Raw genomic sequence first — 21,105 nt, forward strand, 5'->3', positions numbered from 1 at the left:
TCGGCCCACCGCAACCGGATCACCCCCACTGTCGTGGGGAATTTCGTCGCCTCGTTGTACCGAGACTCTCGAAAGGACGTCATGCCCCCTACCGGGTCTGACCTGGCCACCGATGGACTGATCCCGGTCTACCCGTCCGGTGGTGTTGGTCTGCGGGAACTGATGACCCGCGCGCACGAACTGCTCGACATTGATATACCGATGCCGCCCGCGGCGGCGGGCTTCCGGCGCATCCTAACGGTCCTCGCAGCGCGCATCACCGGGCTAGACAGACAGGACGACGGCGCCAACGAGTGGTTCGACCGGCGGGACGCCGTACTCGACCAGGGCGCCTTCGACCCTGACGCCGTGACCGCGTACTTCGACCGCTACCGCGACCGCTTCAACCTGTTCCATCCCGAGCGGCCATGGCTTCAGGACCCCCGGCTGGCGACCGAGTGCGATAGCCGGTCAGGCATCAACAAGCTGACACTGGAGCGCCCGGCCGGAAACAACCAGGTCTGGCTCGACCACCACCACGACGGTGAAGCCGGACCACTCGACCTGACGACGGCCCTGTTCCACCTCGTCGCGCAACTCTTTAACGGGCCGTCGGGACGCTGCACGGCCCGAACCGTCAACGGCAAGAAGTACGCGAACACGACCGCTGGACCGTTGCGGCGGGTGGTCTCCTTCCATCCGTTGGGCCGGAACCTGTTCGAGTCGCTCGTTATCGGAATCCCGTTTCTTGGACGCGCGAGCGGTGACGACCGCGCGCCCTGGGAGTACGACGAGTTGCCCGACCCTCTCGGCGTCCCTCCAAGTCCCGTCGGAGTCGGCGGCGTCCTCACCGGGTTGTTCCGGCACGCCCTGCTTCTGGAACCAGACCCCGACCGGACGAAGGTCGTCAATGCCTACTTCACGTGGGGGTGGCGCCAACCGCACCCGATGGTCAACGATCCGTATCTCATCTACCAGGCGAACAACGAGGGCGAGTTTTACCCGCGCCGCGCCGACTTGGCGCGTGCCCTGTGGCGCGATCTGGACGCTCTTCTCCTCAACGATGTCGGTGTCCGCGGAGGCAGGAGCAAACGGCCCGCCGTCTTCGGAGACGCCGCAGAGTGCCTGCCGTTCGACATCCGTGACGCGCTCCGGGTCCGCGCCTACGGCTTTCACCAGGACGGTCAGACGCGTGACCAGCAATGGTTCGCCGCGACGACCCCGGCGGTGCTCGGTACCCTGATCGGCGATCACGAGACCGCAGGTGCGCTCAGTCGGGCGCGGGACGCCGCGGAACGCGCTGAATGGCACCTCCAACGAGCCTTGCGCAATGCCTGGATAGCGATCAACGATCCGTCCAACGGCGACGGCCGCCCGGTCCGCCGCGAGAGCGACATCGGGCAGGGCCCTTGGCCCGGGGCCGCCGCCGGACGCTACTGGCCGCGGGCCGAGGCGGTCTTCTGGCGCCGCCTCCGACACCGCGACTTCGAGGACGCGGCACGCAGTTTCGTCAACACCGCAACCGCGGTGTTCGACGAGGTCACCGAGCCCGCCGCGCATCGTCCGCGCGCCAAGCGCTCCATCGAACGCGCTCGCGGCTTCATCTACCGAGCGCTCAACGAGTCCACTCCGAGGGACGAATCATGAAGTTGGAAGAGAGAAGGCGAGTCTCCGCTGCTGCGGACAGACTCGTCGAGAGCGTCAGTGAACAAATCGCCAGGAGTCCCGGAAACAGAGCGGCCCTGCGTCGTTCGGTCGGGCGGGCTCCCGAACACCCGCAGTCTCGGCACGCAATCGCGCTCGTCGCCCGCCACATTCCACCGGAGAGCGACGAGGCCGTGGAACGAGCCTTCTACGCGGTGGCGGCACTGATCGCGGCGCAGCCCCGCCAGTCTCCGCAGGACGATTCGGACGACGACGTCCCGAACGGTGAAACGGCTGATGAGCTGGACGCCGCAACCGGCGTCAAAGCGCCGGAGTCATGGAACCTCGGCGCGACACTCGGGCGGGCCGTGGCGCTGCCGGGTTCGCCGCTGAAGTTCGACACGGTCGAGGCTCGCCTGCACCTGCTCTGCCGCCAGCGGATCGACGGGCTCCACCGCCAGTTGCCCCGCCTGGTCTCCCAGTTGAAGGCGATCCGCGTGCCGGTCGACTGGTCGCGGCTCACTGTCGACCTGTCCCGTTGGGGCACCGATGCGGACTACGTCGCCAAGGAATGGCTGCAGGACTACTACCGCACCTACTTCCGGCTGAAGCCGACCGATGAGACCCCCCCACCGATCGATGAGAGCGAGGGCCGATGAAGACCCCCAAGTACCTGGACGTCCACATCCTCCAGACACTTCCCTACAGCAACGTGAACCGCGATGATCTCGGTTCGCCGAAGACCCTGGTCTACGGGGGGACACCGCGTACGCGCGTGTCCAGCCAGGCGTGGAAGCGTCCGGTGCGGTTGATGGTCGAAGACGACCTTGGTGAGCCCGCCGCCCGGACCCGGCGAGTGCCCGGCCACGTCAGCGAGCGCCTCCAGAAACGCGGCTGGCCGAAGGAACTCGCAGACGCCGCAGGCAAGCAGATCCTGCGCTCGGCAGGTGAGAAAGAGACAGGTCTCAAGTACGAGAAGGACGGCAGCAGCGCCGCCTTGTTCTACCTGCCGACCAGCGCTTTGGACGAGCTCGCCGACCTCGCCGAGGAGTACCGGGACGCGATCGCCGCCGAGGCGGGCACCAAGAAACCCGCAGCCGCCCTGCCCAAGGCCCGACTTCACGAACTCATCACCGAGCGGAACGCCAGCATCAATCTGTTCGGCCGCATGCTCGCCGAAATTCCCGGCGCCGGCGTCGACGGCAACGTTCAGTTCGCCCACGCGTTCACCACCCACGGCACCGACCCGGAGATCGACTTCTTCACCGCCGTCGACGACCTCAACCAGGCCGACCAGCACGGCAGCGGCCACATGAACAGCGCCGAGTTCAGCGCGGGCGTCTTCTACCGCTACGCCTGCCTCGACATCACCGGGCTGATGCGCGGTCTGGCAGGCCCCCAAGCGTCCGGCACATCGGCGGCTGACCACACCTATGCCGCCCGACTCACCAGCGCGTTCTTGACCGCATTTCTGTCCGCACTCCCCAGTGGCAAGCAGAACTCCACCGCCGCGAACACTCTGCCCGACCTGGCGTACCTGGCGGTGCGGTCCGACCGGCCGATCTCACTGGCTCCCGCGTTCGAAAGCCCGGTCCGCGCCGAGTCGGACGGCTGGGCGGCTCCGTCCTTCCGCCGACTCGCCGACCACAGCACCAAGATTCGCCGACTGTGGGGAACCAGCGGAATCGTCTTCGACGGCTACGCCGGCGTGGAGGACAAGCCGCTCACCGGGCTCGGCACCGCGGTCGACTCCTACCCCGAACTGATCACGTCAGCGGTTGGAGCCGCCTTCCCCGAAGCGCAGGCGTGATGGGACTACTCCTACGCCTGGCCGGTCCACTGCAATCATGGGGCGAACACAGCGTGTTCGGCCACCGGGACACCCTCCGATTCCCCACTCGATCCGGGTTGATCGGAATATTCGCCGCCGCAGAGGGACGCCCACGCGGCACGCCGCTGGACGACTACGACAGCCTGCGGCTGACCATCCGGATCGACCGGCCCGGCATCATCATGCGGGACTACCACACCATCGGCGGCGGATACCCACGAGAACTCACCGTGCCCACCGCAGAAGGCAAGCGGCGGCAACCCGGGTCCGAGACGATTCTGACCCACCGCTACTACTGTTCGGACGCGGTCTTCGTCGTCGCTGTCGAGGGCCCCAGCGAACGTACCGATGCCATCGCACGCGCCCTGGAATCACCGTACTGGCCTGTGTACCTCGGTCGCCGATCATGCCCGCCGGACCAGCCGCTCCTGCTGAACGGCGATGTCGACGACCCCGTCGTGCATCTGCTGACCCGCGTGCCCGTAGCCCGCCGCCCACCCCGGCCGGACACCCCATACGAACTCGACTTCGTCACCGAAGGAAGCCGCGGTGACGCTGAATCGGTCGCGGAACTCACCGACGTGCCGCAGACCTTCTCCCGCCTTGAACGCAAGTTCCGAACCAGAACGGTCTCGATCGCTCCGCGACCCGTCCCGGCGGAACTGTGGTCAAAAGCCACCAACGCCTACCACGACGCACTGATCGAATACATTCAGGAGGCCCGGTGACCGTCTGGCTGACCCAGATCTCGCTTGACCTTCGTCACCAGGCCGCGCGCCGCGACATCGGTGACGCCGCCCGCGCGCACCGTCGGGTGATGTCGCTCGTCCCCGATGGGCTCGGCGCCGAAGCCCGCCGCGAGGCCGGCGTGCTCTATCGGCTCGAGCAGTCCCGCACCGAAACGCGGTTCCTCGTCCAGACCACCCGCCGCCCCACCGACGACAAACTGCCCGCCGGTTACGGCACGGTCGCTGTGACAAGTCTCGACCCGCTGCTAAAACTCCTGGACACCGGACTGGTCGTCCGGTACCGCTTGGTCGCCAATCCGACCAAGCGGCACGGCCGGACGTCGCCGCACCAGGGCAAACTCGCGGCGCTGACCGGCGCCGCGGCGGACCAGTGGTGGAGCGACCGCGCCGCACGAGTCGGACTCGCGCTGCGGACCGCCACGACCACATCCCTCCCCGACCTCGTCGGCCGCAAAGACGACCGTCCCATCCTGCACGCGGCCCGCCGCTTCGACGGCATCGCGATCGTCACAGCCCCCGACGCACTGCGCACAGCCATCCTGGAAGGCATCGGACGAGGAAAGTCCCACGGCTGTGGGATGCTCAGCATTGTCCCGGCGGGCTCACAATGAGCATCCGCGCCCGCCGCGACCTCGGCACGCCGACACTCGCGATGCTGCCCCGCATCGCCGACTCGCTGTCGTTCCTCTACCTGGAAACGGTCCGTATCGTCCAGGATGACCTCGGAATCTGCGCTCAGGTCGAATCGCCGCGCGGCACAGAACGGGTCTACCTGCCCGCCGCCGCGCTGAGTTGCGTCCTGCTCGGCCCAGGAACTTCGATCACTCAACCGGCGCTTGCGAGTCTCGCGCGGAACGGCACGAGCCTTGTGGCCGTCGGCGCGGGAGGCGTCCGCAGCTACGCGGGCATTCTGCCGGCGTCGCTCACCACCACATGGCTGGAGCGTCAGGCACGGGCATGGGCCAACGACGACCAGCGCCTTGCCGTCGCGACGCGAATGTACACCTACCGTTTCGGTGCACCCGGAGAAAGCGCCTCGCTCGCTCGGCTGCGCGGCATGGAAGGCCAGCGGGTCAAGGCGCTCTACCGCATCCTGGCGCAGAAGTACGGAATCAAGCGTTTCCGACGGAACTACGATCCGTCAGCGTGGGACAGCCAGGATCCAGTGAACCTCGCCCTCTCAGCAGCCAACTCTTGCATGTACGGCGTCGTCCACGCGGCGGTTCTCGCGCTCGGTTGCTCGCCCGCCCTCGGCTTCATCCACAGCGGCACACAAATGGCCTTTGTCTACGACATCGCCGACCTCTTCAAGATGCAGGTCACCGTCCCGCTCGCTTTCTCGCTGCACGCAGCATCAAATCCGGAGCGCGAGGCCCGCCGAGCACTGCGCGAGGAGTTCCGCCTCCTCAAGCTCATGCCGGGCATTATCACCGCTATACAGCAAGTCCTGGACCCCTCGGTTGCCAGCGAGACCACCGACCGCACGGGCGACATCACCCATCTATGGGACCCGCACGCTGGCCAGTTACCAGCGGGCATGAACTACGCGGACACCGTCACACCCGGAGACGACCCATGGGAACAATGATCGTCCTCTCCACGACGGCCGTGCCCGACTACGTCCGCGGCTCCCTCACCCGCTGGCTCACCGAACCGGCCCCCGGCCTCTACGTCGGCACAGTCTCCGCCCGCGTTCGCGACAAACTCTGGGAGGCCGTTAGCGAAGCGGTTGGTGAAGGCGCTGCCGTCCTCGTCCACCCAGCGACGACCGAACAAGGCTTCACCATCCGAACCGCCGGAGAACGCCGCCGCCGCATCGCCGACTTCGACGGTCTCCAACTCGTCCGGTTCCTCCCCCAAGACACCGAAGACCCGACAGCCCCAACAGAACCGACATAGCCACCCGGCCCCGCGAACCAACACACCAATGACCAGACTCCCCAGGAACCAGGCACCCCGAGGAGGCAGTCACGAACTCCAAGTGCCTTTGTGAAACCGCAGGTCGCGAAGCCTGCTCCCCACGCCCGTGGGGGTGAACCGCACACGAGTTGTTCGTGTCGGGGGAGCCCCTGCTGCTCCCCACGCCCGTGGGGGTGAACCGCTCATGACAGCATCGCCCCCAACTTGCGGGCCCTGCTCCCCACGCCCGTGGGGGTGAACCCCCGCTGAAGAGAACCCACCGCCGACCGGGCAACTGCTCCCCACGCCCGTGGGGGTGAACCGACGCCGGAACCGTGCGTGATCTGCAACAAGCCCTGCTCCCCACGCCCGTGGGGGTGAACCGTTGGCGATGGAGCTCGGCCTCACCGTCACCAACTGCTCCCCACGCCCGTGGGGGTGAACCGCCTGCGCAGGTACCGGTCGACGTCGGCGGGAGCTGCTCCCCACGCCCGTGGGGGTGAACCGCGGCCAGAGGCCGCGTCCCAAGGTGGGCTTTGCTGCTCCCCACGCCCGTGGGGGTGAACCGGTGTCTCGCCCTTCCTTGACCACGCGTCCGAGTTGCTCCCCACGCCCGTGGGGGTGAACCAGTCCCCGTCCTCACGCTCGTCCTGGCGCTCGTCCTGCTCCCCACGCCCGTGGGGGTGAACCGATCGCGCGTAGCCAGTCCGCCAATCCCTGAGTCTGCTCCCCACGCCCGTGGGGGTGAACCGTTGTACCCGATGTCGTCCCATCCTCGGCCGTCCTGCTCCCCACGCCCGTGGGGGTGAACCGGTGAGGCAGTGGCAGGCCGCCCTACGCACCCACTGCTCCCCACGCCCGTGGGGGTGAACCGCCGGGGCCCGCTCGCCGACGTGCGCGGCGCCCATGCTCCCCACGCCGTGGGGGTGAACCGCCGCGGTCCGAGACCTACGCGGGGGTGTGAGCCTGCTCCCCACGCCCGTGGGGGTGAACCGGACACTCTGACCGCCGAGGACGAGCAGCAGTTCTGCTCCCCACGCCCGTGGGGGTGAACCGCCTACGGCGGGCTGATGCCGCTGGCCGGGACCCTGCTCCCCACGCCCGTGGGGGTGAACCGGAGAAGCGGGAGCCGTACCCGACGAAGGCGAACTGCTCCACACGCCCGTGGGGGTGAACCGCTCTGGCTCGACCCGGCAAGTGAGCAGCCCGACTGCTCCCCACGCCCGGGGGGTGAACCGGTCCGGGCCGAAGCGCCTCCCGAAGCGTGGGCCTGCTCCCCACGCCCGTGGGGGTGAACCGGTTTCGATCATGAGCGGGATTGCGGCGGTGAACTGCTCCCCACGCCCGTGGGGGTGAACCGCGGACGGGAGCCCGGACGGTGGTCGAGGACGTCTGCTCCCCACGTCCGTGGGGGTGAACCGCCCAGCTCGCCGAGCAAGCCGAAGCCGCGGCCCTGCTCCCCACGCCTGTGGGGGTGAACCGGTAGACGACGCGGCTCGGTTTGGTTCGGGTCGCCTGCTTTCCACGCCCGGGTGAACCAGTGTCTCGCAGCGCCTGATCCACCTGCGCCGTCGGCTCCCGGCACCCGTGAGGGTGAATCGTGGCCGCGGTTCCATCCCATGCAAGCGTTGCTGAGTCACCGTCGCGTGATGCGAAAGAGCCTTCAGTTGCGACGGAATGACTTCGTCATGGCGGGAATCCGGCCGCTAAACACACGACCACGGCTCAAATTCCGAGATCTCAACTTTACCGCGTAGGCCTGCGCCAAGGAAGGCGAAAACGACCTGGCAACACGACCCGGTCCCCGCCCGTCCAACGTGGCGCGGAAGTATTTCCGCGCCGTAGAGGTGGGCCAGTATGGCGGAGTGCCGGCAGTCAGGTGGGGGCGGCGCCGGGCCGGGTCTAGGACCGCGCTCACCCACGATCGCAGGGCCGACGCCAAGTCGCCAGTCTGTCTGCGGCGGACTCGTCCTATTTGATTACGTGTGTGTCTAGGTATTTCGCGCTGTTATCTGTCCGCACCGGTGCGCCGGGAGGCGTGGTTGCGGTGGGTCTGGCCTTGTTCGTAGAGGTCACGTGCTCGTGGGTTGTGTTGGTGGCGGCGCAGTTCGGCCATCATGGTCTGGTAGCGGCGGTCGCACCAGCCGGATTGGACGGCAGGGTAGTCGTTGAGCATGCGTTCCCAGTCGCGGCAGGCTTCTTCGAGCCGGCCCGCGGCGAGTTTGCGTTCGGCCAGTGTGCCGAGGTTGCGGATTCGGATGCGCCGGTAGACGGGCGGACGGATCCGGTCGGACTGCTCCATCGCGGTGATCGAGTTTTCCAGGTCACCGAGCTCGTAGTGGACCTGGGATATGTGGTAGCTCATCGCGGCGGGGTCGTAGGAGCCCAGTGCCTTGGCGCGGGATTCTGCGCGGTCTAGGGCGGCTTCGGCCTCGCGGAGTTTGCGGAGGGCCTGGGCGCGGTCGCCGTTTTGGGCAGAGGCGTGAGCCTGTTGTCCGGCTAGGAATGCCAGCATTCGTGGGCCGGCCTTCGGTGAGGCGGCTGCGGCGGCGTCGGCGAGTTGGACCGCGGTGGCGCTGTCGCGGACGTCGACGGCTTGGACGGACATGCCGCGCAGCGTGGTGCAGTAGGTCAGGTGGTCGTCGGCGTGCCCGGCGAGTTCGATGGCTTGCAGGTAGTAGTGCTGGGCGAGACCTGCAACGCCTTCGTCGGCGGCCATGTAGCCGGTGAGGTAGCAGTGGTCGGACGCCGCCGACAGCATCTGATTCCGGATGCTCTCACGTGCCTCGGCACGCAGGTAGGGGGCGATGGTGTTGACCATGAACGCAGCGGCCATCGGGCGGACGGCCCTGCCGCCGAACTGGTCGTCCAGGCTCGACAGGTGATCGGTCATCGCGCGGACGCCGTCGACGTCTTGTTGACCGATGCGGGTGTGCGGGTCGCGGCGTAGTCGCTCGAACCGCTGGGACACCTCTGGCCAGCCCGGGATGGTCAGCGCGGCTGAGTACAGGCCCAGTCCCAGCAGTGCTCGCCGCGTCGGGTCCATGTCGGCGCTCCCAAGATCGATCAGTCTGGCCACGATATCCGTGCCGCCGCCGAACCTGGAGGGCCCGGACGGCAGGTCGGCGGGCCCCAGCCCGGCGTCGGCGAGGGTGATGGGTCGGTGCAGGCGCCGTGCGAACGCCTCACAGACCAGCGGCCGGACGGCTGGGCGCGGCATGGTGCCCGACAGCCAATGGCAGACGGCGCTGTCGTCGTAGTTGAGTTGGAGTCCGGCTTCTTCACCGAGCCGGTTGACGGCACGGGCGAGGTTCCCGTTACTCCAGTGAGCCTCGGCGATGAGCCCGGCGAGGGCGGTGTTCGGCGTGCGCGTGCGGGCTGTCATCAGGCCGTCTCCGGAGCCTTGTACGGGCTTTCAGGACTTTCAACCTTCCGTCCAGTCTGAGCCCTCCAATCCTGCTGTGGAAGCGGGTTCACTGGCGTGAACCGACCCCTTTTGGAGGACGCGATGTCGCTCAGTCTCAACGCCGACGCGGCGGCCCAACCGTTCGACCTGGACATTGAGCTGATCGAGCAGGACGGGATCGCCGAGCAGGTCAATCTGACCGACGACGGTTGCAATCCGACCTGCCCGGAGTCCTGCACCAGCGCCGCCAACTGATCTCTGTATCCCGAGCACGATCCGCTCCACCATGTCATGGAGGGCTCATGGCGATGACCACGACGACGACCGTCGGTGACGGCTCGGACGCCGCGTTCGACCTGTCGAGACGATCATCGTGTCGGACGGGGCCGCTCAGCTGTCCGGCTCCGACCACGGCTGCGCATCGACCTGCGCCACCTCCTGCGTGAGTAGCGCCGAATGACCAGCGGGTGGCCGCTATCCCTCCCGGGGCGGCAGCCACCCGTAGGGACACGCCCGACTTGACGTCAGCCCGCGAGGCGGAGGATTCACGTGCGATCGTCGCCCTACAAAGCCAGCCGTACCGTTGTGTTGCGTGCCGTTCCGATTCCAGCGCGGCCTGGGCGCCGGTGGCCTGACCTCACCGATGGGTCGGCCGCTGCGGTCGATGAATGGCTGGAGTGGCTCGCTGATGTCTGGCGTGACGAACAGACCGTCGAGGCGATCGGCTACGCCACCGCAGAGCTGGCGGACGGGGTCACCGCGTTGCTGTCGGCTCCCGCTCCGGCAGCCCGACGGGTCCGGTCGGTGGTGATGACAGTGGCCCGGTACTTGCTGCGGGCTCGGGAACGGCCCACCCCGTTCGGTTTCTTCGCCGGCGTGGCACCGGCCTGTTTCGGCGCGGCGACCGCTGTCGAGTGGGGCGACGATCACGTGGCGGTGACGCGCGCCAGCGCGCCTTGGCTGGCCGGCCTCCTCGCGCACTTGGAGGGCGTCCCCGACCTGTTGGCCCAGCTCCCGGTCGCGGCGAACTCCACCGCTATCCTGCGCGGGGATCGCCTGATCGTCCCCTACCAGGCGTCTGAGCAGAGCATCGGCACCGTGGATGTCGCCATGCGCCATACCGCGGCCGTACGGACCGTCATGGCGCAGGCCCGGACTCCGATCCGTTTCGCTGATCTGGCCGCTTCGCTGCAACAGGAGTTTCCTGGTGTCGCCGCAGAGGCAGTGACCGGGATGCTGACGGAACTGGTGCACCGCCGCGCCTTGATCAGCAGTCTGCACGCTCCTGCCACCGTCCCGGACGCGCTTGGCCACCTGGTCGGGCAACTGCATCGCGTCGGCGGCGACCAGATCGCGGGAGTCGCAGACCTCGTCAGGGGGCTGACGCTGATCCACGACAGGTTGCAGGAGCAGAACCGGGTGGCCGCGAGCAAGGGCCGCGCCGTCCGCCGTGATCTGGCGGACGAGATGAGTTCACTGATCCCCCGGTCGATCCCCACGTCGACCGGGCGCGGTCCGCTGGCGGTGGACCTGCGGCTGGATGCCAAGGTGGTGCTGCCGTGGCGGGTCGCCGGTGAGGTGGAGCGCGCCGCATACCTGTTGGCCCGGCTGTCGGCGTATCCGTCCGGAACCGGCGAATGGGGTGCCTACCTGAAGCGGTTCTGGGAACGATACGGGATCGGTTCGCTGGTCCCCGTGGCCGATGTCGTCGCCGATCTCGGCTACCCCGCCGGATATCCCGGAACCGGTGAACCGCCCCGCCGTCCAACGGTCGGGCACCGCGACGAGGTCCTTCTCGAACTGGCGCAGGCAGCTGCCCTGGACGGCCGTGACGAGGTCGTTGTGGACGAGACGTTGCTGGATGAGCTGGCCTCGCCGCCAGATGAGCTCCGGTTACCGCCGCACCTGGAACTCGGGGTGCGTCTCAGCGCCGACTCCGCCGCTGCGGTGGACGGCGGTGATTTCACCGTGGAGGTGCTGACCGTTTCACGGGGCGCGGGCACTCTGACCGGCCGTTTCCTGCCCATCCTGAACAGTAGTGCCGCCGCAGCCACAGCTGTGGATATCGCGGGGATGCCGGGTGCGGATCCTGACACCATGGTGGTGCAGATCTCGTTCTCACCGCTGCGGCCGAGGGACGCCCACCTGGCTCGGACTGGGCAGATCTGGCCGACGCTGCTTAGCCTGGCCGAGCACCGACCGTTCGGTGAACGCGTGCTGACAGTGGACGACATGGCGGTCGGCTGCGACGGCCACCGTCTGTATCTCGCCGCCCCCGCCCTGGGCAGGCGGGTCGAGGTGGTTGCCGCGCACGCCCTGAACGTGCAGGTGCACACCGCGCCCCTGGCGCGGCTGCTGATCGAGATCGGCCGTGCCCACGCCACGCAAGTGACGCCGTTCGACTGGGGGCCCGCCGACCGGCTCCCGTTTCGGCCACGGGTACGCTGCGGCCGGATCATCCTGGCCCCCGCGCAGTGGCGCCTGACCGAGGCGGAACTGTCCGGGCGCGCAGCGTCGTGGCCGCAATGGGAGACGGCCCTGTCCGGCTGGCGGCACCGACGACGACTGCCACGCCGCGTGCTGATCGCCGAGGGCGACCAGCGGCTCCCGCTGGATCTGGACGAGGCCGCGCACCGGGCGCTGCTGCGCGCCCACCTGACCCGCAACCGCCACGCCAGGCTGTTGGAGGCGCCTGCCTCGGACGCGGCGGATTGGTGCGCGGGCCGCTCTCACGAGCTCGTCGTCACGGTTGCTGCGACCACGGCACACTCCTGGCCGCCGCTTCCTCGACCCGCCATAGCGCGGGTCCTGCACCGTGGCCACGGCCACCTTCCGGGCAGTAGTGGGCAGATGTTCACCAAGCTGTACGGTCCCGCGCAGCTCCAAGACTTGCTGCTGGCCGAACGCCTCCCGAAGCTGCTGCACCGGCTCGGGGACCCGCAGTGGTGGTTCCTGCGGTTCGCCGATAGCGACGGCCCACATCTGCGGTTGCGCATCACCCTCCCCGAAGCCGCTGACGAATCCGCAGGTCCCGCCATGTTCGGGAAGTACGCCGGGGCCGTCGGCGAGTGGGCCGCCGACCTGCATCAGACCGGGCTGGCTCGTCACATCACTTACGCCACCTGCTATCCGGAAGTCGGCCGGTGGGGCAGTGGCCGGGCCTATCGGCTGGCCGAGCGGGTATTCGCCGCCGACTCCCACGCGGTCTGTACCCAGTTGCGTACGCCGTCCCGCCCTGACCCGCTGGTCTTGGCCGCCGTCCACACGACCGCGATCGCTGCCGCGTTCACCGGCGGCGCAGCGGCGGGTATGCGGTGGTTGATCGACCATCTTCCCGCCAGGCCGCCCTCGCCTGTTGCCCGCCCGGTGTTCCGCGAGGCGGTGAGGCTGGCTGACCCGCGCGACGACTGGGGTGCGCTGCGCGGCTGCACCGGCGGTCAGGAGATCATGGTGGGATGGCGGGCCCGACAGGAGGCGGTCGCCGCCTATCGGGCGGTGCTGCCTGACGCCGAACAGCCAGAGGGGGACTGCGCCGGGATCATCCCCGATCAGGTGCTGAGATCGCTGCTGCACGTTCATTTCATTCGCGGCTACGGCATCGACCGCCAAGCCGAGGACCTCGCCTTGCATCTAACCCGCTCGGCCGCGCTGGCGTGGGAGGCAAAGGAGGGAATCCGGTGACGGCGCAAGTGTCCCGACCGCTGTCCTCGCCGCCGCCCGCTCCGCGCTCGCCTGCTGAAATGCATCCGAGCCGGTGGTTCGCCCTAGCCGTCGCGGATTTGCTCGCTGACCTGGCGGCCGCCCCCTTCCCAGGCTCGATTGGGGAGCAGGTGCGTCGCCAATCGCTAGCCTACGGAGCACCGGGCATCGCTCTGCTGCACATCGAGCTCGCCGCCCTCGGCGAGCGGTCTTGGGACCGCGCCCACGACTGGCTGACCTATGCCACCGGCCGCGCCGTGGCGTCCGGGCCCGACAGCCACCTTTTCTACGGCGCACCGGCGGTCGCTCACGCGCTCGCCTGCGCGGCCCAAACCAAGCCGGGCCGCTACGGCAGAGCGCTGGAGATCCTCGACACCGCCATCCGCGCCGACGTCCGGGCTCGCCTGGACGCCGCCCACGCCCGCATTGACGCTGGCGGCCTCGCTGCCCTGGCCGAGTTCGACGTAATCCGCGGACTCACCGGATTCGGCTCCTACTTGCTGAGGCGCCACCGCGACGATGAACTCACCCGAGACGTGCTCACCTACTTGGTCCGGCTCACCACGCCGGTCGACGGCCCGGACGGGCTGCCCCTGCCGGGCTGGTGGACCGCCAGCGGCTCCTCCGGTAAATCCGACGCCGCGTTCCCGCGCGGGCACAGCAACAACGGCCTCGCCCACGGCATTGCCGGTCCACTAGCGCTCCTATCGGTAGCCGCGCTGGACGGTGTCACGGTCGAGCACCACCACACCGCGATCACCACCATCCTGGCCTGGTTCGATCAGTGGCTGACCGGCACCGGCTCCGGACCTGCCTGGCCCTACACCATCAACCATGCCGAATTAGCCGCCTCGCGGCGGGAGCGGCTCGGGCATGCGCGGCCGAGCTGGTGCTACGGCGCCGCGGGCGTTGCCCGCAGCCAACAGCTCGCCGCCTTGGCAATCGGTGACCCGCACCGGCGTGAGGCCGCCGAGACCATCCTGGCTGAAGCATTGTCGGATCCGCTCCAGCGCGCCGCCACCACCGATACCTCGCTCTGCCACGGTTTCGCCGGTCTCGCCCACATCGCCGCGACGGCAGCCGCCGACGCGGCACCCAGCACCGGCAGGCTCTCCACCGTTGTGTCCGGCCTCCTGGATGCCGTCTACCCGGCCGACAGCGACGCTCGGGCTGCCGCTGACGCAGCGTTGCAGCAGACCACGGCAGGGGCGCACTTCCTGGAGGGCGCCGTTGGGACCGCGTTGGCGGTCCTTATGCCCGCCACCGGAGTTCCTCCGCGCAGCGGATGGGACTGCTGCCTGCTCACCCCGCGCCCCGCCGCCCGCCTGGGTGAAGGGCGCGTCGACTGATGACCGGCTGGCTCCAATACAACATCGTCATGCACGAGCGGGCCTTGGCCCCGCGGCTCGGCCGCCACCTGTATCCGGCGCTGGTGGGTGCTCAGGGCGACGATCTGTTGTCGCTGTGGTGGTTCCTGCGGAAACCGTTCGCGGCCGGGGCCGTGGCCGACGTGCCCACGTGGCGGCTCCGGTTTCGGTCGAACGGCCCCGACACCACGATCGGCCGTCTCCTCGACCAGCTCGCGAAACAGGACCTGATCGCCGGATGGACATCGGTGACCTACGAACCGGAGACGGCTGCGTTCGGCGGAGCTGCCGCGATGGACGCAGCTCACCTACTGTTCCACCTCGACAGCCATGCGCTATTGTCCCCGGCCCGTCCCGCCTTGGGCGCCAAGGAGACCGCCGTGCTGCTTTGCAGCGTCCTGCTACGGGCGGCGGAGCTGGACTGGCATGAGCAGGGCGACGTGTGGGACAAGATCACCGTCCTGCGGGGGTTCGCCAAACCCGTCGGCGCGGTCACGGCCGACGCCGATCGCCTCGCCGCGGCGATGGGCACGCTGCTGACCGTCGACACCCGCGCTCTCACCCGACCGGGTCAGCCGCTACACGGCTTCGGCGCCTGGGTCGACGCCTTCGAGCGGGCGGGCCAGACACTGGCCGACCTGAACCGCCACGGTCGCCTCCGACAGGGCCGCGGCCTGCGCGGCATCCTGGCCAAGCACATCCTGTTCCACTTCAACCGGGCGGGCATTCCCGGCACCGACCAAGCCGTCCTCGCCGACCTGGCCACCCGCACCGTGTTCGCGCCAGACCGGACCCTCGTGTCCGGCCCCGCCACCGCACCCACAACCCGTAAGGTCGATGAGATGACGACCCTCAGCCACCAGGCGCCCTTGGACGCCGAGGCGCTCCGCAACGCGCTGGTTGACCGGCTCGCCGAGCAGGGTGCCGTCACGGCCCCCGAGATCGGCGACGCCTTCCGCACCGTGCCGCGCGAGGCGTTCCTACCCGGCGTCCCCATCGATAGGGCTTATTTCGACGGCCCCGTCTACACCAAGGCTGACGGTGGCGGCACCCGCATCTCCGCCGCGTCAAAACCGACCGTGGTGGCGATGATGCTGCACCAGCTTGCGGCGAAGCCCGGGGACCGGGTCTTGGAGATCGGCGCCGGAACCGGCTACAACGCCGCTCTGCTGGCACACCTGGTCGGCCGATCTGGCCGGGTCGTCACCATCGATGTCGACGACGACCTGGTCGCCGGGGCCCGCGCCCACCTCGCCGACGCCGACGTCGCCAACGTCGAGGTGATCCTCGGCGACGGGGCGCTCGGCAACCCGACCGCCGCCCCCTATCAGCGGGTCATCGCGACCTGCTCCGCCTACGACATCCCCGCGGCCTGGCTCGACCAACTCGCAACCGACGGACGCCTGGTCGTCCCCACCAGGCTGCGAGGCACCGCCTCCCGCACCATCGCGTTCGAGCGCCAAAGCGACGGCTGGGCATCGGTCGACAGTCACTTGTCGGTGTTCATGCCATTGCGTGGTCTGGGCGACGACGCACGAACCACCATCGCCCTCAACCCGCAACAGGACGTCACCCTCCAAGTCCACAAAGACCAGACTGTCAACGCCGACCATATGGACAACGTCCTGGACAGCCCCGGGACCCAGCAGTGGACCGGTGTGGAACTCCCACCAGGCGCATCGTTCGAATGGATGGACCTGTGGTTGGGCCTCACCCTGGACAACGCGCTGATGCGGATGACCGTCGCCGCTGAAGCCAGACAGCGGCATGGGCTCACGCCGATGTTCGGGTGGGGGGCGATGGCCACCACCCGAGGCCAAGCGTTGGCCTATCTGACGATGAGACGTACGCCGGATGGAAACTTCGAGGTCGGCGTCGCCGGTCACGGCTCAGGCGCCCCGGACCTCGTCCACGACGTCGCCCGTCAGATCCACCTCTGGAATGCCGACCGCCGGGAAATGACCGCCACCTTCACCCTCCCCGACGGCGACCCCGGCGCCAGCGACCCGGCCAACGGCCGTTTCGTGCTGCCCCGGCCCGGCAGGCCCATCGTGGTGACCTGGCAGTGATGCCATGGACCCCACCGGGCCGACCGCGCAACGCTTCCCGCTGTTACCCCGCACCCGACCCATCTGCTCGCCCCTGACCACACGCGTGGAAGGGATCTGCGCCCTCGCCCGCACCGCCGCTCAGAAACACGACCCGGTCAAGGCCGCGGCCGTCCACAACCGCTCCGCGCTCCTGGCATCCGACTGCGGTCTGCCCGACCTTGCCCGCGCCTGGTGTCACCGCCACGCCCAGCTCCACCTGGACAAGGCCCCCCTGAATGGCCAAGCGGCCCGGCGCGCACTCGAACCCCTTGTCAACCTGGCACGCCTACGGATCCGGGCGGGGGAAGGCGAAAGCGCCTACCAGCTGCTGGCCGCCCTCTACACGGCGGTCACCGTTCGCACCGACACCACCGTCGACGGCATCGAGGTGCCTGCCTCAACACTCACCGCTACCGCCGACGACCATCAGCAGTTGCACCGCTGGCTGTGGTCGATCATTCTCGCTGACGCGCCCCGCGCCCTCATCACCGCAGGCCGCTGGCACGACGCACATGTCCATATGCAACACCACCGCGGCATTGGACACCGGCTCCTGGACGGCCTCCAAATCGCGATCATCGCCGCCGCCACCGATGACGACCCTGCAGGTGCGCTCGCCCTCCTTAACACCGCCACCCCAGACGAGCCCTGGGAACGCGCCGTCGGCGCCTGCCTGACCGTCCTGGCCGGCCGCACCACCGACCAGACCGTCACCGCGATGCTCCACCACTACCAGCGCCTCACCGCGAGGCCAGAACTGGCGGTCTTCCACACCCGCCTTGGCCTGTCCGTCCTGGACGCCACAGCCGTCGCACACCACGACGCTGATGCTCACGCCGCCGGGCTGGTCCGCCAGACACTCGCCACTCGAGACGGATACGCCGTCCGTGACCTGCTCGCCCACCCCCGCTGTGCCGCGCTGCTCACCGCTGACGACAGCAGCCACGCCCACGGCATCGTTCGGCAATGCCATCTCGGCGCGAAGTACCTGCCACCCCGCCTCAATGACGCTCTCACCGCCGCCATGGACACAACGGCCCCGCTCTTGACCAACCGCCGCGCCGCAGCCTGTTAGTCAGGTCACATTGCCAAACGCTGGATCATCAACCTGTGCCTGACGAGCGTGGTCGCTTCACGGCGTGCGCCCGGTTTTCTGTCGCTGCAGGGCCTGCAGCGACAGATCCATTTACGCACACCGAATGATGCGCCCGGAGGTGTCGGCCGTGAGAAACCCGTACAGCGCCGCCTCTGCGTACGCCCTTAGCGCTGGTGTGGTGACCTCCTGTTCGGCTCCGATTTCCTTGATGAAGTCCAGTTCGGCGCGCAGATAGCGGTGATGCCTTCTGGGTTCGTGGATGTGGCTCAGCAGGCCCGCCTGGGCCCATCGCCGTAGCTTTTCTGCTGGAACTCTCGCGATTGTTGCCGATCGGCTAGGTCGATGCCATCCGAAGCTTGCGGACCCGATGCCGGGTTCGTTTCCTGTGACGCCGGGGTAGCAGGTCAGGGCCAGTGAGAGCCATCCCCATTTCATTCCGGATGCTGACGAGGGCGGCCGGGGCTCTGTCTCCAGCCCCAAGAGCAATTCTACGGCCGATAGTACCGAGAACGTCCGCCCGAACGTTCCGATGAAGTATCCGCCAGAAATGGACACTATCTCACCGTTATTCAGTACGAGGGATGGTGAAGAGTCCTCGGTCTTCATCTGGGTCTTCAAGCCATAGTTGTTGAGCTCTGAGGCCAGCTTGAGTAGTTTGTTCGTCTCGTAGTCAGGTTCCTCTGGTTTCGAGTTTTGGTTGGTCACCGTGTCGGGTCCTTCCGCGCTCGTTGTGCCAGGCTCGGCGCGTTGATCAACTCCGGGTCTTCGAGGGTCGGAGGGTGGAGGACGTGGTTGGGGTGTTGCGGTCAGGCCGTCGGCGTGTCTGGCCGGGTGGGTAGGGCGAGGCGTGCGATGACGCCGCCGTGGTCGGACAGATCCAGGCTTGGGTCTTCCGAAACTTCGGGCGAAATCACTGTGAAGCCGGTGATCTGCGCGTTCTTGATGTTGTGGTACACGCGGTCACATCGGAACCGTCTGCCGTTCCGCCAGCCGACGGTCGAAGACAAATTGCCGTATTCGGCGCCTGCGTCGATGAATCCGGCCTCAGCGATGATGTGGGCTGGTCGGCGGTCGAGCTTGTGTTCTTTATCGGCCTTGAACGCCTCGGGGTCCACGTCGTCGTGCTCGGCGACGGCGTTGTAGTCGCCTGCCGCGATGACCGGAACCTTGCCCAGCAATTTGAATGCTTCCGCCTCCAGGGCGCGTATGGTGGGCATCGACGGCGCGAAATGGTTGAAGACCAGATCAAGGCGCCCGAACCCGTCGACGACGGTTTCCAGTCGGGCGAGCGCATGGAACCAGGGCATGCCGTGTTCATGGCGCTCCTCAACAAGCTGGAGTTTGTCCTCCTTGAGGAAGATCGCCATGTCGCATCGGTAATATTTTGAGGGCACCAGATACCGGCCGGTCATGCCGAGCTCGCGGGCGACCTGGTGGAGCCGCCTGTTTCCCGTTGGGTTGCCGCGTTCGGACCATCGGGCCTCGCCCAGGCAGACCACGTCGAGGTCTTCGGCGCCCAGGATCTGCACGGCTTGCTGGAGCCGCTCGTCGTTTTCCCCGTCCAGGCCGCCCTCGTGAAGGTTCCAGTAGGCGAGCCGAAGTTCGCAGTGCGTGGTCGTGGGTGGCATGAAGTCCTCCAGTAGGTCGTTGCGCTACCACCCGCGGCGGGCCGAATGGGGTGCCTGCGGCTCACCGTTGCGGCACAGCACCGGGTCAGAATCGAGGCGCACGGCTCGCCCCCGTCAGGACGCGGGGAAGATCACGAATGTCGCTGATCAAGGTCGCTCGTGGGGGCAGCTCAGCGCGGGCCGAACTGGATCCGAGCAGGACCGCGCGAATACCGAGCGCCGCCGGTGCGCGGACATCGGCGTCGAGGCGGTTGCCGCAGACCAGCAGCTGGCCGGGCTCGATTCCCAGGGTGTCTAGAACACGCTGGTAGAAAAGCGAGCTGCGTTTGTTGACGCCCACCTCGTGGGAGAGATGGACCCGGTCGCCGAAGAGATGGTCGACCCCGGCGGCCTGGAGGGCGCGGCGCCGGTCCTGGCCCGGCCTGGTGTTGGACACCAGCCCTAGGACGACTCCGACGGCGTGCAACTCCCAGATGGCGGCCAACGCGGCATCGGTGATCGGGCGCATGCCCAGCCGGGGGTCGACGGCGTCACCGCTGCTGGTCAGCGTGCCACCGTAATCGATGAAGACGTGGGTTAGAGGTCCACCGTGCACGTGGGATCGCCACAGGGCCTGACTTGCGGTCATCCGCCGCACCCGCCGTCCCTCGATCGGCGGCGACTGCGGATCGGGCAGCGCCGGAGCAGGGGCCACAGTTGGTGGCGGCAGAACCGTCGCACCACGCCCTTCTGCGGGTCGACGTGGATCACGGGCGCGAACATGTCGCCATCGCGTGGCAGCGAGCACGGGTGCGGGATAAAGGCGGGGCCGCCCGCCTCACGCAGCGCGGCGGCGGCCTCAAGAGTGGCTTCCATCCCGTTCAGCTCGTACCGGTCACCCTCGCCCATGGCGAGGACGTCGGGCCGGTCCTCGTCGTGGAACATCGCGGTGACCTTCTGAAGGTCGTAGCCGCCGCCGTCACCGGAGTGGGCCGAGTACCCGATGGTGGTGTCCCGGCCGCCGTGCTCGACGTTGGCGTAGCTGAGCCGGAGCTTGGTCATGCGCGGTGCCCTCCAATCTGCGTGGAGACTTCGGCCGCGCGGGCTCGCGGGCGGCCGGGCAGGTGATTGGTCATGCTCGCCCGACCGCAGACCACACAGGACCGGGTGCCGGTGGCTGGCGGTCTCATCGCGGTCTGGGCCCGCGGCCGGGCGAGGTTCAAGAGGGGGTCGGGCCGGGCGTGGGACCACCAGTGGCCCGTCTGGTTGTCGCAGGGATCGTGCAGATCAGGCCGGGATCGTGTTTGCCCACGCCGAGGTCGGTGCGGCTGAGCAGTTGCAGGAAAATTAGCGCGGTGGCCAGATCCTCCGGCTCGACTGAACCGACCCCCACCTTCGGAAACGGAGCACCGAGCAGGTGTAGCACAGCGTCAACCGCGCGTTTCCACGCCAGGACGGTGCCGGGTAGCTCGCCGGGATCGATCCGCTCGACGAACCGCCGGACGAGATCCTCGGGGTCCTGCCCGGAGGCCGCCGACGCCTCGCGCGCCGCGGTTGCGGCGAGGTCGGCGAGATAGGCGATCACGCGCACCGCACCGTCCCGGGCCAGCGACGCGTTGACCAGCTCCGCCGGATACTTCATCTCACTGGACCCGAGTTGGGCGATGATCTGCTGGAGCGCAGCAGCGATCTCCTCTTGGGTTTCCGTGCTCGGCGCGGAATACGCGGTCGCCAAAGG

18 protein-coding genes and 1 CRISPR repeat array are annotated in these 21,105 nt (G+C 68.3%); of the genes, 12 read left to right on the forward strand and 6 right to left on the reverse strand.

Annotated features, from left to right (window positions below):
- Positions 1-81: 81 nt before the first annotated feature.
- Genes casA through cas2e form a run of 7 tightly spaced genes read left to right on the forward strand, consistent with a single transcriptional unit; the run spans position 82 to position 6,102 of the window.
- Positions 82-1,626, forward strand: a complete 1,545-nt coding sequence (gene casA, locus BZB76_RS31200) for a type I-E CRISPR-associated protein Cse1/CasA (RefSeq protein ID WP_121438034.1) — start codon at positions 82-84, stop codon at positions 1,624-1,626.
- Positions 1,623-2,282: a type I-E CRISPR-associated protein Cse2/CasB gene (casB, locus tag BZB76_RS31205; RefSeq protein WP_121438035.1), complete on the forward strand. Its 660-nt coding sequence runs from the start codon at positions 1,623-1,625 to the stop codon at positions 2,280-2,282. Before casA ends, casB begins: the two co-directional genes overlap by 4 nt.
- Positions 2,279-3,433, forward strand: coding sequence for a type I-E CRISPR-associated protein Cas7/Cse4/CasC (gene cas7e, locus BZB76_RS31210; protein WP_121438036.1), 1,155 nt, complete (start codon positions 2,279-2,281; stop codon positions 3,431-3,433). Before casB ends, cas7e begins: the two co-directional genes overlap by 4 nt.
- Positions 3,433-4,182, forward strand: a complete 750-nt coding sequence (gene cas5e, locus BZB76_RS31215; protein ID WP_246007357.1) for a type I-E CRISPR-associated protein Cas5/CasD — start codon at positions 3,433-3,435, stop codon at positions 4,180-4,182. Before cas7e ends, cas5e begins: the two co-directional genes overlap by 1 nt.
- Entirely contained in the window at positions 4,179-4,814 is a 636-nt protein-coding gene (gene cas6e, locus BZB76_RS31220) for a type I-E CRISPR-associated protein Cas6/Cse3/CasE (RefSeq protein WP_121438038.1), read from the forward strand. The genes cas5e and cas6e overlap by 4 nt, the downstream gene beginning before the upstream one ends.
- Positions 4,811-5,791 carry a type I-E CRISPR-associated endonuclease Cas1e gene (cas1e, locus tag BZB76_RS31225; protein ID WP_121438039.1) on the forward strand — a complete coding sequence of 327 codons (981 nt, stop codon included), beginning with the start codon at positions 4,811-4,813 and terminating at the stop codon, positions 5,789-5,791. The genes cas6e and cas1e overlap by 4 nt, the downstream gene beginning before the upstream one ends.
- Positions 5,779-6,102, forward strand: a complete 324-nt coding sequence (gene cas2e / locus BZB76_RS31230) for a type I-E CRISPR-associated endoribonuclease Cas2e (RefSeq protein ID WP_121438040.1) — start codon at positions 5,779-5,781, stop codon at positions 6,100-6,102. Before cas1e ends, cas2e begins: the two co-directional genes overlap by 13 nt.
- Before the next feature lie 112 nt (positions 6,103-6,214).
- Positions 6,215-6,977: direct repeats of the CRISPR family, unit length 29 nt; unit sequence CTGCTCCCCACGCCCGTGGGGGTGAACCG.
- A gap of 1,133 nt (positions 6,978-8,110) precedes the next feature.
- Here cas2e and BZB76_RS31235 read toward each other — a convergent pair.
- The gene (locus BZB76_RS31235) at positions 8,111-9,487 is read right to left on the reverse strand and encodes an NsdA family TPR-like regulatory protein (RefSeq protein WP_121438041.1); all 1,377 of its coding nucleotides are present in this window, start codon (positions 9,485-9,487) and stop codon (positions 8,111-8,113) included.
- A 123-nt stretch (positions 9,488-9,610) separates the two neighbouring features.
- On the opposite strand from BZB76_RS31235, the gene BZB76_RS31240 reads away from it, so the two are divergent.
- From BZB76_RS31240 to BZB76_RS31260, 5 genes are all read left to right on the forward strand, one after another.
- Complete coding sequence (locus BZB76_RS31240; protein ID WP_121438342.1) at positions 9,611-9,763, forward strand: FxLD family lanthipeptide; 153 nt, start codon at positions 9,611-9,613, stop codon at positions 9,761-9,763.
- Between the two features lie 294 nt (positions 9,764-10,057).
- Positions 10,058-13,189: a lantibiotic dehydratase gene (locus tag BZB76_RS31245; protein ID WP_211343289.1), complete on the forward strand. Its 3,132-nt coding sequence runs from the start codon at positions 10,058-10,060 to the stop codon at positions 13,187-13,189.
- Positions 13,186-14,556, forward strand: a complete 1,371-nt coding sequence (locus BZB76_RS31250) for a lanthionine synthetase C family protein (RefSeq protein WP_211343290.1) — start codon at positions 13,186-13,188, stop codon at positions 14,554-14,556. Before BZB76_RS31245 ends, BZB76_RS31250 begins: the two co-directional genes overlap by 4 nt.
- A complete protein-coding gene (gene fxlM, locus BZB76_RS31255; protein ID WP_121438043.1) occupies positions 14,556-16,643 on the forward strand; it encodes a methyltransferase, FxLD system in 2,088 nt (695 codons plus the stop codon). The genes BZB76_RS31250 and fxlM overlap by 1 nt, the downstream gene beginning before the upstream one ends.
- An 85-nt stretch (positions 16,644-16,728) precedes the next feature.
- Positions 16,729-17,739: a hypothetical protein gene (locus BZB76_RS31260; protein ID WP_147449615.1), complete on the forward strand. Its 1,011-nt coding sequence runs from the start codon at positions 16,729-16,731 to the stop codon at positions 17,737-17,739.
- A 111-nt stretch (positions 17,740-17,850) separates the two neighbouring features.
- Here BZB76_RS31260 and BZB76_RS35045 read toward each other — a convergent pair whose 3' ends face one another.
- The 5 genes from BZB76_RS35045 to BZB76_RS31285 all read right to left on the reverse strand — a co-directional run bounded on the left by BZB76_RS35045 (position 17,851) and on the right by BZB76_RS31285 (position 21,102).
- Positions 17,851-18,465 (reverse strand): hypothetical protein, encoded by a 615-nt coding sequence (locus BZB76_RS35045; RefSeq protein ID WP_170180848.1) that lies wholly within the window; start codon positions 18,463-18,465, stop codon positions 17,851-17,853.
- Between the two features lie 101 nt (positions 18,466-18,566).
- A complete protein-coding gene (locus tag BZB76_RS31270; protein WP_121438045.1) occupies positions 18,567-19,388 on the reverse strand; it encodes an endonuclease/exonuclease/phosphatase family protein in 822 nt (273 codons plus the stop codon).
- Between the two features lie 85 nt (positions 19,389-19,473).
- Positions 19,474-20,016, reverse strand: a complete 543-nt coding sequence (locus tag BZB76_RS31275) for an HAD family hydrolase (RefSeq protein ID WP_147449616.1) — start codon at positions 20,014-20,016, stop codon at positions 19,474-19,476.
- Positions 20,013-20,429, reverse strand: a complete 417-nt coding sequence (locus tag BZB76_RS31280) for a hypothetical protein (protein ID WP_121438047.1) — start codon at positions 20,427-20,429, stop codon at positions 20,013-20,015. Before BZB76_RS31280 ends, BZB76_RS31275 begins: the two co-directional genes overlap by 4 nt.
- A 157-nt stretch (positions 20,430-20,586) precedes the next feature.
- Positions 20,587-21,102, reverse strand: a complete 516-nt coding sequence (locus BZB76_RS31285) for a hypothetical protein (protein ID WP_121438048.1) — start codon at positions 21,100-21,102, stop codon at positions 20,587-20,589.
- Between the last annotated feature and the right edge of the window lie 3 nt (positions 21,103-21,105).

It is taken from the genome of Actinomadura pelletieri DSM 43383 (assembly GCF_003634705.1).
GTDB lineage: Bacteria > Actinomycetota > Actinomycetes > Streptosporangiales > Streptosporangiaceae > Spirillospora > Spirillospora pelletieri.